We start from the raw sequence: 16,797 nt of genomic DNA on the forward strand, positions 1-16,797 counted from the left end.
GGCCCGGAACCGCTGCAAGCGTCCGGGCATTTCTGTTAAAGGAGTCACCGCAATGTATATCGGGATCGATCTTGGCACATCGGGTGTGAAAGCCATTCTGTTAAATGAACAGGGCGACGTGCTGGCAACGCAAACAGAAAAACTGCACGTTTCACGGCCACACCCGCTCTGGTCTGAACAGGATCCTGAAGCCTGGTGGCTGGCCACGGATCGCGCCCTGAAAGCGCTTGGCGAGCAACACTCTCTGCGCGAGGTAAAAGCGCTGGGCATTGCCGGACAGATGCATGGCGCCACGCTGCTGGATAAGGATAACCGCGTTTTGCGCCCGGCGATTTTATGGAACGATGGCCGCTGCGGTGAAGAGTGCGCCCTGCTCGAAGAGCGTGTCCCGGCCTCGCGGGAGATCACCGGCAACCTGATGATGCCGGGCTTTACCGCCCCGAAACTGCTGTGGGTGCAGCGCCATGAACCCGAAATTTTTAGCCAGGTGGCGAAGGTACTGCTGCCGAAAGATTATCTGCGGTTGCGCATGACCGGAGAGTACGCCAGCGATATGTCTGATGCCGCTGGCACTATGTGGCTCGACGTGGCAAAGCGTGACTGGAGCGAGACGATGCTCGAAGCCTGCCATCTCACCCGCGACCATATGCCTGCGCTGTTTGAAGGCTGTGAGCAGACGGGCACGCTGCTGCCGTCGGTGGCGCAGCAGTGGAATATGCCGGCTGTTCCGGTCGTGGCGGGGGGCGGGGATAACGCCGCCGGCGCGGTTGGCGTGGGCATGGCCGATGCCGGGCAGGCGATGCTGTCGCTGGGCACCTCTGGCGTTTACTTCGCCGTGAGCGACGGCTATCGCAGTAACCCTGACAGCGCAGTGCACAGCTTCTGCCATGCGCTGCCCGGTAAATGGCATCTGATGTCGGTAATGCTCAGTGCGGCATCCTGCCTGGACTGGGCGGCGAAACTGACCGGATTAGAGAGTGTGCCGGCCCTGCTCGATGCCGCGCAGCAGGCGGATGAAAACGCCGATACCGTCTGGTTCCTGCCCTATCTGTCCGGCGAGCGTACGCCGCATAACAACCCCCAGGCGAAAGGGGTGTTCTTTGGCTTAACCCATCAACACGGCCCGGCTGAACTGGCGCGAGCGGTGCTGGAAGGGGTGGGCTATGCGCTGGCCGATGGGATGGATGTGGTGCATGAGTGCGGACTCAAACCGACCAGCATTACGCTGATTGGCGGCGGGGCGCGTAGCCCTTACTGGCGCCAGATGCTGGCGGATATCAGCGGGCAACAGCTCGATTACCGTACCGGTGGGGATGTCGGGCCTGCGCTGGGTGCGGCGCGGCTGGCGCAAATTGCAATGAATCCGGGCAAGCCGCTGGCGTCGCTGTTGCCGCAGCTGGCGCTGGAACAGCAGCACACCCCGGACCCCGATCGTCATGCCCGCTATGCCGGGCGTCGCGAGGTGTTCCGCAAAATCTATCAGCAGCTTCTGCCACTGATGTCGTGAAACAGCGCCGGGTGGCGGCTTCGCCTAACCCGGCCTGCGATCGCTATATTTTAAATGATTGATTCTAAATAATTATTTATTTGTATGGTTTTTTTCCGAATTCATACTTCTCCGTGCCCTTCATTACAGTGGATCGCAAGACTTCATCCATAATGCCTCGTTTAGTTCCCTGGTGAGGTTTACGTGAAAATGGAAAGAGACGTGACAAATAGCTCCCCTGCTTTTAATGCCGTATCCTGGCTTGCCCTTCTTGGTGGGATCATTAGCTATCTGGTTGGTTTATGGAATGCGGATATGCAGCTCAATGAGAAAGGGTATTACTTTGCGGTCATTATCCTTGGCTTGTTTTCTGCCGCCTCTTATCAGAAAACCGTTCGTGACAAATACGAAGGGATCCCGACGACGTCGCTCTACTATATGACGTGCCTGACGGCATTTATTATCGCCGTCGCGCTTTTAGTGGTGGGTTTGTGGAATGCCACTCTGTTGCTGAGCGAGAAGGGCTTTTATGGTCTTGCGTTCTTCTTAAGCTTATTTGGTGCGGTGGCTGTGCAAAAAAACGTGCGGGACAGTGCGGCGCACACTTCGTCTGATACGATCGCAGAACAGAAAGAGATCGTCTGAAAAAGCGCCCGGTGGCGTTTCGTTTGCACAGCCTTGTAGGCCCGTGCAAGCGAAGCGCCGTCGGGCAAACAAGCCGCACACTCAGCTCACAAACCTGCGCGTATCAACGCGCTGTAACAGCATCGACAGTAGCAGGCTGACCGCCACCGTTATGGAGAAGATCCAGACGATATCCAGAAGCGGCCAGCTCTTTAACTCCACGCCACGGGTGCGCAGAGCGTGGATCACCAGCGCGTGAAAACCGTAGATCCCCAGCGAGTTCCGTGAAATTAACCCCAGCAGCGGCAGGGGGCGCGCATGGAGCGTGTTTTTCACCAGGGTAAATAACGAAACCGCGCAGATAAAGACCATCGGGCCACAGTAAAGATACCAGGTATCGGCGAAAGTGCCGCGCCACTGCAGCTCATGCAGCGTACCGCGAGAGATAATCGCCACCGCGGCAATAAACAGGGCGGCGCACAGGGCATTCAGCCAGCGTTTGCGGGTATCCATCATTCCCAGGGCGCGGCCCAGCATGCCGTACAGCACGTAATAGAAGGTGTCGCCGTTGATATAGAGATTGATGGGCAGCCACTCAAACCCGCCCATTTTTTGCGAAACCGTATTGGGGTTTGCCACAATACCAATCACGACCATCAGTGCCAGCAGCATTTTGCCGCTCGTGCTTTTCACCTGCACCAGCGGGGAGAGCAGATAAATCACGATAATGGCGAAGAAAAACCACAGGTGATAGAAGACCGGCTTTTGCAGCAGGTATTTCAGCGACAGCTCGCTGTTAATCGAGGTAAAGAGCACGATATAGAGGAACGCCACGGTGCTGTAAAACAGCAGGCACAGACCGATGCGTAAAAAGTGGCGCGGTTGCGCGCTGCGTTCGCCAAAAAAGAGATAGCCGGAGATCATGAAAAAGAGCGGCACGCTCACCCGCGATGCGGAGTTGAGCACGTTGGCGACATCCCAGTTTATAAGACTGACGGCGGGGGCGTTGGTGATATACCAGGTGGTGGTATGGATCATCACCACCATCAAACAGGCGATTCCCCGCAAATTATCAATCCAGTTAATTTTTTCCTGCATCCATCCCTCTGTTTACACATTAAAAAGAGTCTGACTGTGATATTGATTCAGACGCTCGTTGGAAAATTCTGAGTTTGCATCGTCCTGCTTGTGCCGGGGCAGTGAGATTCGCAGAATGCCGGACCATAATCTATAAAGTTTAGAGTTTAAAAATAACAGCCACAGCAGAGGGCGGTAATATAAATGATGATGCGTGCGATATGGCTTTTGCTACCCGCGCTACTGGCCAGCTGCGCGGCTCAGGAGACCTCCCCGGCGCAAAAAGCGCAAACCCAAAAGGTCAGCCCGGAGCGTTCCCTGGATATGGAACAGCTGTGTAAGAATCGGGCGGCCCAGCGCTACAATACCGGCGCGCAAAAAATCGACGTCACCGCCTTTGAGCAGTTTCAGGGCAGCTACGAGATGCAGGGCTTCACTGCCCGCAATGAGAGTTTCATCTGTTCTTTTGACGCAGATGGCCATTTTTTACACCTTTCGATGCGTTGAGATAGCCGCTTAATGCGCTGGCTGCGCCTGCAGGGTGCTGTCAGCTATGCTTATTTCCCAATTTTCCCTAAACAACCCCGTTTCGTACTGTATATCTTGCACTCAGCGGGTATACTGAACCCTTCCATTTAAAACCACACGTATCCAGCACGAAATACTATGCAAAAGTTTGATACTAAGACCTTCCAGGGCCTGATCCTGACCTTACAGGATTACTGGGCTCGCCAGGGCTGCACCATTGTTCAACCTTTGGACATGGAAGTGGGCGCCGGCACTTCACACCCGATGACCAGCCTGCGTGCACTGGGGCCAGAGCCGATGGCTACCGCCTATGTACAGCCATCCCGCCGCCCGACCGATGGTCGCTACGGTGAAAACCCGAACCGTTTACAGCATTACTATCAGTTCCAGGTGGTGATTAAGCCATCACCAGACAACATTCAGGAACTGTATCTCGGGTCGCTGAAAGAGCTGGGTATGGATCCGACCATTCATGACATTCGTTTCGTGGAAGATAACTGGGAAAACCCAACGCTGGGTGCCTGGGGTCTGGGTTGGGAAGTGTGGCTGAACGGAATGGAAGTGACGCAGTTCACCTACTTCCAGCAGGTTGGCGGTCTGGAATGTAAACCGATCACCGGTGAAATCACCTACGGTCTGGAACGTCTGGCCATGTATATTCAGGGCGTAGACAGCGTTTACGACCTGGTCTGGAGTGACGGCCCGCTGGGTAAAACCACCTACGGCGACGTGTTCCATCAGAACGAAGTGGAACAATCCACCTATAACTTTGAATACGCGGACGTGGACTTCCTGTTCACCTGCTTCGAGCAGTACGAGAAAGAAGCCCAGCAACTGCTGGCGCTGGAGACTCCGCTGCCGCTGCCTGCCTACGAGCGTATTCTGAAGGCCGCCCACAGCTTCAACCTGCTGGACGCCCGTAAAGCGATCTCCGTGACTGAACGTCAGCGCTACATTCTGCGTATTCGTACCCTGACCAAAGCCGTTGCAGAAGCTTACTATGCGTCCCGTGAAGCCCTTGGCTTCCCGATGTGCAACCGAAACAAATAAGAGGCGGCCATGTCTGAGAAAACTTTCCTGGTGGAAATTGGCACCGAAGAGCTGCCACCAAAAGCCCTGCGCAGCCTGGCGGAATCTTTCGCTGCGAACGTGACTGCTGAGCTGGATAACGCTGGTCTGGCGCACGGTAAAATTGAGTGGTTTGCTGCTCCGCGTCGTCTGGCACTGAAAGTGGCTAACCTGGCGGCGTCTCAGCCCGATCGCGAAGTTGAAAAGCGCGGCCCGGCGATTGCCCAGGCGTTCGACGCCGAAGGCAAACCGAGCAAAGCGGCAGAAGGCTGGGCGCGTGGTTGCGGCATCACCGTTGACCAGGCCGAGCGTCTGACCACCGACAAAGGCGAATGGCTGCTCTATCGTGCCCACGTGAAAGGCGAAAGCGCAGAAGCGCTGCTGCCAAACATGATTGCCACCTCGCTGGCGAAGCTGCCGATTCCAAAACTGATGCGCTGGGGCGCAAGCGACGTGCACTTCGTGCGTCCGGTTCACACCGTGACCCTGCTGCTGGGTGATACCGTGATTCCTGCCACCATTCTGGGTGTTGCGTCCGATCGCGTGATCCGCGGCCACCGCTTTATGGGCGAGCCGGAGTTCACCATCGACAACGCCGATCAGTACCCTGAAATCCTGCTGGAACGCGGTAAAGTCATTGCTGACTACGAACAGCGTAAAGCCAAAATTAAAGCCGATGCGGAAGAAGCGGCCCGCCAGATTGGCGGTAAAGCCGATCTGAGCGACAGCCTGCTGGAAGAAGTGACCTCCCTGGTAGAATGGCCGGTTGTGCTGACCGCGAAGTTCGAAGAGAAGTTCCTCGCGGTTCCGGCGGAAGCGCTGGTTCACACCATGAAAGGTGACCAGAAGTACTTCCCGGTCTATGCCAACGACGGCAAGCTGCTGCCAAACTTCATCTTCGTGGCGAACATCGAATCGAAAGATCCGGTGCAGATCATCTCCGGTAACGAAAAAGTGGTTCGCCCGCGTCTGGCGGATGCGGAGTTCTTCTTCAATACCGACCGTAAAAAGCGTCTGGAAGATCACCTCCCGCGCCTGCAAACCGTGCTGTTCCAGCAGCAGCTGGGTACGCTGCGCGACAAGACCGACCGTATCGCGGAGCTGGCCGGCTGGATCGCCCGTGAAATCGGCGCCGACGTTAACCACGCCACCCGCGCCGGTCTGCTCTCCAAGTGCGACCTGATGACCAACATGGTGTTTGAATTTACCGACACCCAGGGCGTGATGGGCATGCACTACGCGCGTCACGATGGCGAAGCGGAAGATGTAGCCGTCGCCCTGAACGAGCAGTATCAGCCGCGCTTTGCCGGTGACGATCTGCCGTCCAACCCGGTAGCCTGTGCCGTGGCGATTGCCGACAAGATGGACACCCTGGCGGGTATCTTTGGTATCGGTCAGCATCCGAAGGGGGATAAAGACCCGTTCGCACTGCGTCGTGCTGCGCTGGGCGTGCTGCGTATCATCGTTGAGAAGAACCTCAACCTCGATCTGCAGACCCTGACGGAAGAAGCGGTGCGTCTGTACGGCGACAAGCTGACCAACGCCAACGTGGTGGATGAGGTTATCGACTTTATGCTGGGCCGTTTCCGCGCCTGGTATCAGGACGAAGGCTACAGCGTGGACACTATTCAGGCGGTGCTGGCGCGTCGTCCGACCCGTCCGGCCGATTTCGATGCCCGTATGAAGGCGGTCTCCCACTTCCGTACCCTGGAAGCGGCATCGGCTCTGGCTGCGGCCAACAAGCGTGTCTCCAACATCCTGGCGAAGTCCGACGAAACGCTGAACGAGCGCGTGAATGCCGCGACGCTGAAAGAGCCGGAAGAGATCGCTCTTGCGATGCAGGTTGTGGTGCTGCGCGACAAGCTGGAGCCGGCCTTCGCTGAAGGTCGCTACCAGGAAGCGCTGGTGGAACTGGCTGAACTGCGCGACGTTATCGACGCCTTCTTCGAGAAAGTGATGGTGAACGTAGAGGATAAAGATCTGCGTATCAACCGCCTGACCATGCTCGAAAAACTGCGCGAGCTGTTCCTGCGCGTGGCGGATATTTCTCTGCTGCAGTAAGGGGCTTTTGCCCGGCGGCGCTACGCTTGCTAAAAAACCCGCTTCGGCGGGTTTTTTTATGGCGTGCCGTTGAAAATTTAACCTTGAAACCCTGAACAAAAACCGGCTATCCTTTCTCCGGTTACTTTTCTCCCTCTGGAGCGCCCCCCAAAAATGAACAAACACGACTGATGAATTTCGATCCTTGCTAAACGCCACCGCGTCGGCAGGGGATGTTTTGATTTCATTCAGGAGTGCTTATGGCTCATTTTGCGCAATCCCCTTCTTTTATTTTGCATCAGGTCACCTGTCAGTTTCCGACAGGCGATACCCTTTTTGGCCCGCTGAATCTCTCGCTGGAGCCCTCGCTGTGCGCACTGGTTGGCCGTAACGGCAGCGGCAAGACCCGTCTCCTGCGCCTGCTGGCCGGGCTGGACTTGCCTGCCAGCGGCCATATCGAGCGTTTCGGCACGCACTGCTATGTGGCGCAACAGCACGATATTTCTCCCCACGCCACGCTGGCCCAGCTGCTTGGCTATGAAAACCTTTTCGCAGCCCGCGAGCGTATCGACAGTGGTGATTATCTGCCTGAGGATCTGGAGCGTCTCGACGGTTACTGGGATTTAACGGAACGACTGAGCGAGACGTTTATCGGTGCCGGGCTTGCGCCGTTTGATCCCAACAGGCTGGCCGCTGAACTGAGCGGCGGCGAGCGGGTTCGCGCTCTGCTGTGCGGCGCGTTTACGGCGAATGCGGACTCTCTGCTACTGGACGAACCCACCAACCACCTCGACAGACAGGGGCGGGCGTGGTTTTACGAGCAACTTGCCCGACATGCCGGTTGCGTGCTGGTCGCTTCACACGATCGTGAGCTGCTGGCACAGGTGCCGCGCATTCTGGAACTCAGCGCGTCGGGGTTACACAGCTACGGTGGCAATTACGCGGACTATCAGCGCCAGCGGAATGCGGAGCAGCAGGCCGCCCGCGCGGCACTGGAGCATGCAACCACCGAGCGCAAACGCACCCGTGCCCGTCTGCAAAAGGAGCATGACGACAGCCTGCGCCGGTCGGCGAAAACCCTGCGCACGGTGGATAGTCTTAATATCGCCTCGTTTGAGCGCGTTAAGTATAAAGGGGCAGCAAAGGAGCGTCCGGGCGCGTGGCGCAAACAGCATCATGAGCAACAGGATGCGATGAACGCGGCGGTCAATCAGGCGCGGGAGCGGGTGGAAGAGGAAAACCCGGTGATGTTTACCCTGCCAGGCAGCCAGATTGCGGAGGGGAAACAGGTGCTGGTGCTGGAGGATCTGGTGCTGCCGCACGTCACGATGGCGCCGCTTAACTGGCGCATGGATGGGCCGATGCGGGTGGCGTTGCGGGGGCCGAATGGCTGTGGGAAATCCACCTTGCTGAAAGCCATCCTCGGCCAGTGCCTGCCTGTTTCGGGACATTGCCGGACGTCGGTCACGGTGGCGTATCTCGATCAGCACTTATCGCAGCTGGATTTGTCGCAATCCGTTATCTCCCACCTCAATTTGCATAACACGCCGCTGGAAGAGGGGGTACTGCGTAGCCGTCTGGCCCAGCTGCAGCTGGGCGCCGATCGGGTGATGCTCCCGCTTTCAGCGCTCAGCGGCGGCGAACGCTTAAAAGCGGCGCTGGCTTGTGTGCTGTGGCGGGAAGAGGCGACGCAGCTCTTGCTGCTCGATGAACCGACTAACCATCTGGATCTGGCTTCGACACGTGCTATCGAGGCGGCGCTGGCTGGCTTTACAGGCGCACTGCTGGTGGTATCGCATGACGACGCTTTTCTGGATGGTCTGAAGCTGACCCATGAACTGGCATGGCTGGACGGGGAGTGGCGCGGTGAAAGGCGGTAATAAAAACACAAACCCCCGCAAATGCGGGGGCTAAACATTACTACTCAGTCAACTGCTTGCGGAGTGCCGGGTTAGCCTGAATCAGGCTCATCAGCTTCAGCTCGGTCATGGAGGGCTTCACTCTTTTTGATTCCCACTCCTGAACCATCGCTACGCTGACACCCATTGCTCGTGCGAAATCATCGGTTTTCATCCCTGTCCCTTTGCGTAAGCGCTCAAATTCCGTAAAGGGGTTAGACTTTTGCGAACGGGTCACCGTCTGCGGTGCATCCTTAAAAACAATCTGTTCCAGACTGCTTAGCAGATCAAACATAGGATCTTTTAATTCCATTGAGAACTCCTCATAAATCACACTGCGGGATCGTGAACATTAGAGAGCAATTTAAGAATAGTCGCTAAAACTGAGAACAGATCGTAACGTGCGTGATTAATTGTTAGAGATACGTTTCGCTGGCTCGCTTTTCAAACCGACTGAGTATGCTAATGACTTGATTATTCAGTAGCGCCATAGCACCAGGTATTTTTTTGTAAATAGTAAGAATTTATATGGCAATAATCGTTTTACATGAAAAGGGTATCTTGCGGGCCTGACCTGGACTATTCTGTCACCGTTGGGCACGCGTGTGCCGGTGTGCGCTTTTTTGGGTGAAAGGAGTAATAACAATGGCGACAGGAAAGCCCTGCTCTCGCTGGTTTGCGCCGCTTGCGGCGTTGTTAATGATAGTTAGCCTGAGTGGGTGTTTCGATAAGGAAGGGGATCAGCGCAAAGCGTTTATCGACTTCCTGCAAAATACTGCGATGCGTAGTGGCGAGCGTTTGCCAACGCTGACTGCGGATCAGAAAAAACAGTTTGGTCCCTTCGTTTCTGACTATGCCATTTTGTATGGTTATTCACAGCAGGTGAATCAGGCGATGGACGCCGGACTGCGTCCGGTGGTGGATAGCGTAAATGCGATTCGCGTACCGCAGGATTACGTGACCCAGCGTGAACCGCTGAGCCAGTCAAACGGCGCACTGGGTGTGCTGGGCCAGCAGCTGCAGAACGCCAAAATGCAGGCCGATGGCGCGCGCTCTGCGCTGAAGCAGGGCGAAGATCTGAAGCCTGTGTTCGACAAAGTGTATGAAAAAGTGGTGACCAAACCTGCCGAAGCTCTGCAGCCGCTTATTCCAGCAGCCCAGATCTTTACACAGCAGCTGGTGCAGGTAGCGGATTATATTTCCCAGCAGGGCACCCAGGTGAGCTTTGTCTCCAACGGTATTCAGTTCCCGACCTCGCAGCAGGCCAGCCAGTACAATGCGTTGATTGGGCCGCTGGCCGCGCAGCATCAGGCGTTCAGCCAGGCGTGGAGCGCGGCGATGGCCGCAACGGAATAACGTCTGAAAGCGTACTCGCATTTTGCCGGGCAATGCTGTGTAAACCTGTAGGCCCGTGCAAGCGAAGCGCTGCCGGGCACATTCCAGAATAAAAAACCCCGCTGCAAAGCGGGGTTTTTTATCTTCTCAGAAAATAAAGCTTGTCTTTGATCCGCGAACTATGTCTTAATACACCTCGTCGGTTTGTTACACAGACCTAGAGCAGTTTAGTTAAGCAGTCCAGATGCGTTATCTTAGATACCCTTCGTAGTGACCCTTCCTTCATCGCTTAAAAATCTGTAACACATTCCATCATCGCGCCGGAAGGCAAAACAAATTTTTAAAAGGTAATATCTATGTCTGGTAAAATGACTGGTCTGGTAAAATGGTTCAACGCTGATAAAGGTTTCGGCTTCATCACTCCTGACGATGGCTCTAAAGACGTGTTCGTACACTTCTCTGCTATCCAGAACGATGGCTACAAATCTCTGGACGAAGGTCAGAAAGTTTCCTTCACCATCGAAAGCGGCGCTAAAGGCCCAGCAGCTGGTAACGTTGTAAGCCTGTAAGCTTCCAACTCAGCGAAAGAATTTAAAAACCCGCCTCTGGCGGGTTTTTTTCGTTTAAGGCTTAACTTGTGGATTGACGCAGTTTTTATCCACCTTGCCCTGCAGGGCGTCGATCAGGTTTTCCACCGCACAGGCCGCCATGTTATAGCGCGTTTCGTGGGTGGCGGAGCCAATATGCGGCAGCGCGACCACGTTTGGCATTTTCAGCAGTTCCGAGCTGACCGGTAGCGGCTCCTGCTCAAATACGTCCAGCCCAGCGGCGTGGATCTCACCGTTTTTCAACGCTGCAATCAGCGCCTGTTCATCCACCACCGGTCCGCGTCCTGCATTAATAAAGATGGCGGATTTCTTCATCTTCTCAAACTGCGCTTTGCCAAACATATGGTGGGTTTCATCGGTCAGCGGCAGGATCAGGCAGACGAAATCCGCTTCCTGCAACAGGGTATCCAGGTCACAGGGGCGGGCGTTAAAGCGTTCTTCAGCCTCTTTATGCTGGCGGCGCGCGTTATACAGAATCGGCATGTTGAAACCGAAGTGGGCGCGCTGGGCCAGCGCCATGCCGATGCGGCCCATCCCGACAATGCCCAGCGTTTTGCCATGCACATCGACACCAAACCAGTCCGGACCGATGCTTTTGGTCCACTCTCCGGCTTTAACGCGCTCGGCCACTTCCACCACGCGGCGCGCGCTGCTGAGCACCAGCGCCATCAGCGTATCCGCCACGGTTTCGGTGAGTACGGTTGGCGTGTGCATCAGCAGGATGTTGCGGGCATTCAGCGCATCGACGTCAAAGTTGTCATAGCCTACCGAGATGGTCGAGGTTGCACGCAGCGCAGGCATTTTTTCCAGCAGTGCGGCATCCACCTTTTCGCTGGAGCCCAGCAGCCCGACGGCACCGGCGAACGCCTCAGCATGCTGCTGCACCGTCTCCGGATTCAGGTTGTTAACCCGGGTAACGGTGAAATGATCTTCAAGGCGCTGCTGCAGGGCATCAGGCAGGGCTTTATACAAAATGACGGACGGCTTCATGCTAATCTCCGTTGATTTTAAAAGGGTTCAGGCGTGGCGTGCGCCGACGGGAAGGTTCTGATTATTAGCAGGCTTAACAATTAAAGTAAGCCACACCGAGGCAAAAAGCGCCACCCCCATAAAGATGTACGAGGCTGACGGGCCGCCGGTCACACCGTTCAGATAGCCCACGAACCATGAACCAAAGAACGAGCCCAGCGCACCCATGCTGTTGATCAGCGCCATCGCGCCGCCCGCCACGTTACGCGGCAGCATTTCCGGGATGATGGCAAAGAATGGACCATACGGGGCATACATCGCGGCACCGGCAATCACCAGCAGCGTATAGGAAACCCAGAAGTGGTTTGCGCCCACCGCCCACGAGCCGATAAAGGCGCAGGCGGCAATCAACAGCAGCGGCCAGACGAACAGCTTGCGATTTTGCAGTTTGTCCGACGCCCAGGAGACCACAATCATGGCGATGGTTGCTGCCAGATAAGGTACGGAGGAGAGCCAGCCCACTTCAACCATGCCGAGGTTATCGCCCGCGCTGCGGATGATAGACGGCAGCCACAGAACGAAACCGTAAACGCCGATACTCCAGGTGAAATATTGCATGCACAGCAGTACCACGTTGCGGGAGCGGAAGGCTTCGCCGTAGTTACGCACCGCTTTCAGTCCCTGCTGCTCTTTATCCAGCTGCGCCTGCAGGGCCGCTTTTTCATCTTCAGAGAGCCATTTGGCCTGGGCCGGTTTGTCTTTCACCAGCACCCACCAGCAGAAGGCCCAGATAATGGCCGGCACACCTTCAATAATGAACATCTCACGCCAGCCGAAGGACTGGATCAGATACCCGGAGACCACCGACATCCACAGTACCGTGACCGGGTTGCCGAGAATAAGGAAGGTATTGGCGCGCGAGCGTTCGGATTTGGTAAACCAGTTGCTGATGTAGATCAGCATCGCGGGCATGACCGCCGCTTCCACTACGCCGAGAATAAAACGAATGGCCGCCAGCGCCGGGATGTTATTCACCACCCCAGTGAGGGAGGCGCAGGCACCCCAGAGGATCAGGCAGATGAAGATCAGTTTGCGGACGCTGCGGCGTTCGGCATAGATGGCGCCAGGGATCTGGAAAAAGAAGTAACCGAGGAAGAAGAGGGCGCCCAGCAGCGAGGAGACGCCTTTGGTGATCCCCAGGTCTTCCGTAATGCCTGCGGCAGATGCGAAGCTAAAGTTCGCACGATCAAGGTACGCCAGGCTGTACGTGATAAACACGACTGGCATGATGTACCACCAGCGTTTTACTGCGTTTGTTGCATTGTTCATAGGCTTGCCTCTGTCGTTGAGGGGGTTACCGCCGTTGTCTGTAGGGTACACGGTGGTTTAATCGTTAGCCCACTCTCCCCTGTAGGGAGAGGGAATTTATGCGTCCAGTTGCGCCCGGGTGGGTAATCCTTCGCTGTCGCCCTGAACCTGGATCGCCAGCGAGCCGATAACATTGCCGCGCGTGACGGCCTGATGCAGCGTTTTGCCTTCCAGCAGGGCGCTGACCACACCAACAGCAAAGCCGTCTCCTGCGCCGACGGTATCGACGACGTTTTCGACCTTCACTGCCGCCACGGCACCCTGCTCGCCATCGGCGGTTTTATACCAGGCGCCGTCGGCACCGGTTTTCAGGATCACGGCCTTCACGCCCCGGTTCAGGTAAAAATCGGCGATCCCTTCCGGGGTGTTTTTCCCGGTCAGGATGAGGCCCTCTTTCAGGCCGGGTAATACCCAGTCGGCCTGGAAGGCGAGGTGGTTCAGCTTCTCCACCATCTCCGCTTCGCTTTTCCACAGCACCGGGCGCAGATTGGGATCGAACGAAATGGTTTTCCCCGCGGCTTTCATGGCACCCGCCGCGTGATCGAGCAGGGCGTAAGAGCTGGCGGACAGCGCTGCTGCCACGCCGCTCAGGTGCAGATGCCTTGCTGCGGTAAACCCGATCGGATTGAAATCTTCAACGGAGAGGTGGCTGGCCGCCGAGCCTTTGCGGAAATACTCCACAATGGGATCGGTTCCATCAGTGACTTTCGATTTGAGCTGGAAGCCCGTCGGATAACGGTCGTCTATGGTCACGCCTGCGGTCTCGATCCCCTCTTTTTTCAAGGTGTCGAGCACAAACTGGCCGAAGCTGTCATTGCCGACGCGGCTCACCCAGCCCACCTTCAGGCCAAGGCGTGCCAGCCCGGTGGCAACGTTCAGCTCGGCACCCGCGACGCGCTTCATAAAGTGATCGACTTCGCTTAAGTCACCGGTGTGGGTAGCCACAAACATAGCCATCGCTTCACCAATGGTGATGACATCCAGAGTATTCGGCATCGCTTACGCCTCCCGCAGTAAATTGACGTAATGACGGGTGACCGCCGTCAGATCGGGCCCTTCAAGCGGAAACTCGATCCCGCGTGGGACATCGCCGGGCAGTTGCTCCAGCAGGGCCTGCCAGCGGGTGCTGTCCTGGTCCGGCGGCACGGCGCGATACTGCTGCTGATGAGGAACGGCGGCCTTAACGTGGATATAGCTCACCGCGGGCGCCAGATGCTTCGCGGCTTCTTCCGGTGACTCACCCACCCACAGCCAGTTGCCCATATCAAATGTCAGCGTGACCGGCAGGCTCATTACCCGGCAGGCCGCCTTGAAGCGCTGCATCGGCGCCAGCTGGCCGCAACGCGTCTGGTCGTTTTCCACCACCAGCGTCATGCCGGTGTCATCGAGCAGGGCGCGCAGCGCATCGAGCTGCTGCTTATCGCTGAAGTTGCCGAGGGAGACCTTCAGCCACAGGGCGTTGAGCGTCGCGGCCTCGGCAAGGTAGCGGGGCAGCAGTGGGTTGAGGGTGCCATCCGCGCTAAACAGCGCATCGGGGGCGGAGTAACAGGCCAGAAGGCCGAGCAGTTCGATGGACTCGGCAAGGGTGGGTAAGGTTGCCAGTTCGGCATCGCTGAATAACTCCCGGCGGATCTCGACGCCATCGGCGCCTGCCCCGGCGATAACCGGCAGCATGGCACGCTGCCCACCCGCTTGCCGTACCTGGTCAGCGCCATACGCGGCGGTGACAACAATAATTTTTCTGCCCATCGGCGGACTCCATCACGTAGCTGATACTCTTTACGCTAGATGGAACCGGTTCCAAAGAAAAGTTCAGGATGCCGGATTTATGATCGCCATCACGAAGGGGGATTAACGCGCCGTGGAACCGCGCACGATCAGCTCCCCGGAGAAGACCTGCTCCCGGACCGCCTCATCGGCGCCGTTGATTCGGCGAACCACCTGCTCGACGGCGGCGAAGCCAATCTGCCAGGTGGGCTGTTTGAGGGTGGTGATGCCGACACCGGCCAGCTCGGCCCACTCCAGCTCGTCAAAGCCCAGCAGACCGATATCGCTGCCCCAGTGTAGGCCGATGCGCTTAAGCGATCGGGCGACCTGTAGCGTTAAGGCGCCGTTAGCGGAGATGACCGCCTTGCGCATGCCGCGATGACGGGTATGGAACTGGCGCAGGGCACTGTCCATCTGCCCGGCTTCATGAAGGGGGATTTCGACGTTCTCGGCGATCACGCCAGTATAACGGGCGAGGGTCGCGCGAAACGCGCTGAGGCGCTCGCGACGGGTGTTGACCATGCCCAGCGGTTCGCTCAGGAACAGAATCGCTTCAAACCCTTGTTCTATCAGGTGTTCCGTGGCGGTGGTGGCGGCCTGGGTGTTGTCCAGCCCTACCACATCACAGGCGAAATCCGGGATTTTGCGGTCAATCAGCACCATCGGCAGGGCGGACTGTTGCAGGCGGTTCAGCCCCTCTTCACGCATTCCCACAGCGTTAACCACAATGCCCTCTACCTGATAGCTGCGCAGCAGATCGAGGTAATGCAGCTCCTGGTCAAGTTCGTTGTTGGTGTTACACACCAGCGGGGTGAAGCCTTTTTCCCGACAGGCGGCTTCGATGCCGCTGAGGACGTTAACAGAGTAGGGGTTGGTGATGTCGGCGAGGATAAGCCCGATCAGGCGGGTTCGCCCGCGCTTCAGTCCCCGGGCCATCAGGCTGGGACGATAGTCGAGTTCGGCGATGGCCTGTTCAATGCGGGCTAACAGCGCGTCGGACAGCAGGTGTTTTTCGCCGTTGAGGTAACGGGAGATGCTGGTTTTACCGGTTTTTGCGGCTTTCGCCACATCGCTGATGGTGGGCCGTGTTGATTTGCTCATCGCTGGTTTCCTTGCCTTGGGTGAGCATACCTTAGCGCGAAAATGCCCGGTGGCGCTACGCTTACCGGGACGACTGGCCGGGCAGGGCGATGCCGCCACCCGGCACACCCCTTACTGAATCGGGCTTAAGGTGATCTCAACGCGACGGTTCTGGGCTTTGCCTTCCGCCGTGCTGTTGCTGGCGATCGGATTCGCCGGGCCCATACCGCTGGTGCGAATACGGGTCGCCGCTACGCCCTGGGTGATCAGCGAGCTGGCCACCGCGTCAGCACGTTGCTGGGAGAGACGCATATTTAGATCCTGGCTGCCGGTGCTGTCGGTATAGCCCAGCACGTTCACCGCGGTTTTTTCGTACTCCTTGAGCACCATCGCCACGCCGGTCAGGGTATTGGCACCCGCCGGTTTCAGCGTTGAGCTGTTGCTGTCGAAGGTGACGTTGTTTGGCATGTTCAGAATGATGTTATCGCCGCTGCGGGTTACGCTCACGCCGGTGCCCTGCATTTTGTCGCGCAGCTTCGCTTCCTGCACGTCCATGTAATAACCGACACCGCCGCCCAGGGCTGCGCCTGCTGCGGCGCCAATCAGCGCGCCTTTGCCGCGATCTTTTTTCGAGGAGGAGAGTGCGCCAACACCTGCGCCTACCAGGGAGCCGAGGCCTGCGCCAATGCCTGATTTACCCGCTTCGCGTTCGCCGGTGTAAGGGTTGGTGGTGCAGCCTGAAACAACCAGTGCGCCGCTCACCACGGCGGCAATCATAAGTGCGCTTTTTTTCATCTTCTTTCCTTAAGCTTTTTTATTCTTTGCCACGACGGGCGTGGCGGTTGATTATGACGTGCAGTTACGGAGAAAATTCCGGGGATAACTCTTAAATTTGTGTCTAATCATAAACAGCCTCAATGAAGGCTGAGAAAACCTGCAACAGGCAATC

At 57.1% G+C, this 16,797-nt stretch carries 16 protein-coding genes; 8 read left to right on the forward strand and 8 right to left on the reverse strand.

Annotated elements, in window-relative coordinates; genetic code table 11:
* Positions 1–52: 52 nt before the first annotated feature.
* Together xylB and yiaA are read left to right on the forward strand one after the other, a co-directional pair.
* Positions 53–1,507, forward strand: a complete 1,455-nt coding sequence (gene xylB / locus DVA44_RS00760; RefSeq protein WP_114385536.1) for a xylulokinase — start codon at positions 53–55, stop codon at positions 1,505–1,507.
* 189 nt (positions 1,508–1,696) lie between these two features.
* Complete coding sequence (gene yiaA, locus DVA44_RS00765; RefSeq protein WP_103824353.1) at positions 1,697–2,131, forward strand: inner membrane protein YiaA; 435 nt, start codon at positions 1,697–1,699, stop codon at positions 2,129–2,131.
* A gap of 81 nt (positions 2,132–2,212) precedes the next feature.
* Here the strand turns inward: yiaA and DVA44_RS00770 are convergent, their stop codons facing one another.
* Entirely contained in the window at positions 2,213–3,208 is a 996-nt protein-coding gene (locus DVA44_RS00770) for an acyltransferase (RefSeq protein ID WP_114385537.1), read from the reverse strand.
* A gap of 183 nt (positions 3,209–3,391) precedes the next feature.
* On the opposite strand from DVA44_RS00770, the gene DVA44_RS00775 reads away from it, so the two are divergent.
* The 4 genes from DVA44_RS00775 (at position 3,392) to DVA44_RS00790 (ending at position 8,703) form a co-directional block, all read left to right on the forward strand.
* Entirely contained in the window at positions 3,392–3,694 is a 303-nt protein-coding gene (locus DVA44_RS00775) for a YsaB family lipoprotein (protein WP_114385538.1), read from the forward strand.
* A 159-nt stretch (positions 3,695–3,853) separates the two neighbouring features.
* Positions 3,854–4,765 carry a glycine--tRNA ligase subunit alpha gene (gene glyQ, locus DVA44_RS00780; RefSeq protein WP_003860141.1) on the forward strand — a complete coding sequence of 304 codons (912 nt, stop codon included), beginning with the start codon at positions 3,854–3,856 and terminating at the stop codon, positions 4,763–4,765.
* 9 nt (positions 4,766–4,774) lie between these two features.
* Complete coding sequence (glyS, locus tag DVA44_RS00785) at positions 4,775–6,844, forward strand: glycine--tRNA ligase subunit beta (RefSeq protein WP_103824356.1); 2,070 nt, start codon at positions 4,775–4,777, stop codon at positions 6,842–6,844.
* A gap of 239 nt (positions 6,845–7,083) precedes the next feature.
* Positions 7,084–8,703 (forward strand): ABC-F family ATP-binding cassette domain-containing protein, encoded by a 1,620-nt coding sequence (locus DVA44_RS00790; RefSeq protein ID WP_114385539.1) that lies wholly within the window; start codon positions 7,084–7,086, stop codon positions 8,701–8,703.
* Positions 8,704–8,743: 40 nt separating this feature from the next.
* On the opposite strand, the gene DVA44_RS00795 is transcribed toward DVA44_RS00790, so the two are convergent.
* Positions 8,744–9,034: an HTH-type transcriptional regulator gene (locus DVA44_RS00795; RefSeq protein WP_103177777.1), complete on the reverse strand. Its 291-nt coding sequence runs from the start codon at positions 9,032–9,034 to the stop codon at positions 8,744–8,746.
* Positions 9,035–9,366: 332 nt separating this feature from the next.
* Between DVA44_RS00795 and DVA44_RS00800 the strand changes: the two genes are divergently transcribed.
* Positions 9,367–10,077, forward strand: coding sequence for a DUF3053 domain-containing protein (locus tag DVA44_RS00800; RefSeq protein WP_103177778.1), 711 nt, complete (start codon positions 9,367–9,369; stop codon positions 10,075–10,077).
* Positions 10,078–10,412: 335 nt separating this feature from the next.
* Positions 10,413–10,625 (forward strand): RNA chaperone/antiterminator CspA, encoded by a 213-nt coding sequence (cspA, locus tag DVA44_RS00805; protein WP_032615822.1) that lies wholly within the window; start codon positions 10,413–10,415, stop codon positions 10,623–10,625.
* Positions 10,626–10,679: 54 nt separating this feature from the next.
* On the opposite strand, the gene ghrB is transcribed toward cspA, so the two are convergent.
* From ghrB to DVA44_RS00835, 6 genes are all read right to left on the reverse strand, one after another.
* A complete protein-coding gene (gene ghrB / locus DVA44_RS00810; protein WP_114385540.1) occupies positions 10,680–11,654 on the reverse strand; it encodes a glyoxylate/hydroxypyruvate reductase GhrB in 975 nt (324 codons plus the stop codon).
* A gap of 27 nt (positions 11,655–11,681) precedes the next feature.
* A complete protein-coding gene (locus DVA44_RS00815) occupies positions 11,682–12,962 on the reverse strand; it encodes an MFS transporter (RefSeq protein WP_103824359.1) in 1,281 nt (426 codons plus the stop codon).
* A 96-nt stretch (positions 12,963–13,058) separates the two neighbouring features.
* The gene (locus DVA44_RS00820) at positions 13,059–13,997 is read right to left on the reverse strand and encodes a sugar kinase (RefSeq protein WP_114385541.1); all 939 of its coding nucleotides are present in this window, start codon (positions 13,995–13,997) and stop codon (positions 13,059–13,061) included.
* Between the two features lie 3 nt (positions 13,998–14,000).
* Positions 14,001–14,750 (reverse strand): sugar phosphate isomerase/epimerase, encoded by a 750-nt coding sequence (locus DVA44_RS00825; protein ID WP_114385542.1) that lies wholly within the window; start codon positions 14,748–14,750, stop codon positions 14,001–14,003.
* A 102-nt stretch (positions 14,751–14,852) separates the two neighbouring features.
* Positions 14,853–15,869: a LacI family DNA-binding transcriptional regulator gene (locus DVA44_RS00830; RefSeq protein WP_114385543.1), complete on the reverse strand. Its 1,017-nt coding sequence runs from the start codon at positions 15,867–15,869 to the stop codon at positions 14,853–14,855.
* Between the two features lie 111 nt (positions 15,870–15,980).
* Complete coding sequence (locus DVA44_RS00835) at positions 15,981–16,643, reverse strand: OmpA family lipoprotein (RefSeq protein ID WP_103177784.1); 663 nt, start codon at positions 16,641–16,643, stop codon at positions 15,981–15,983.
* Positions 16,644–16,797 lie beyond the last annotated feature (154 nt).

It is taken from the genome of Leclercia sp. W17, assembly GCF_003336325.1.
In the GTDB taxonomy this organism is placed as follows: Bacteria; Pseudomonadota; Gammaproteobacteria; order Enterobacterales; family Enterobacteriaceae; genus Enterobacter.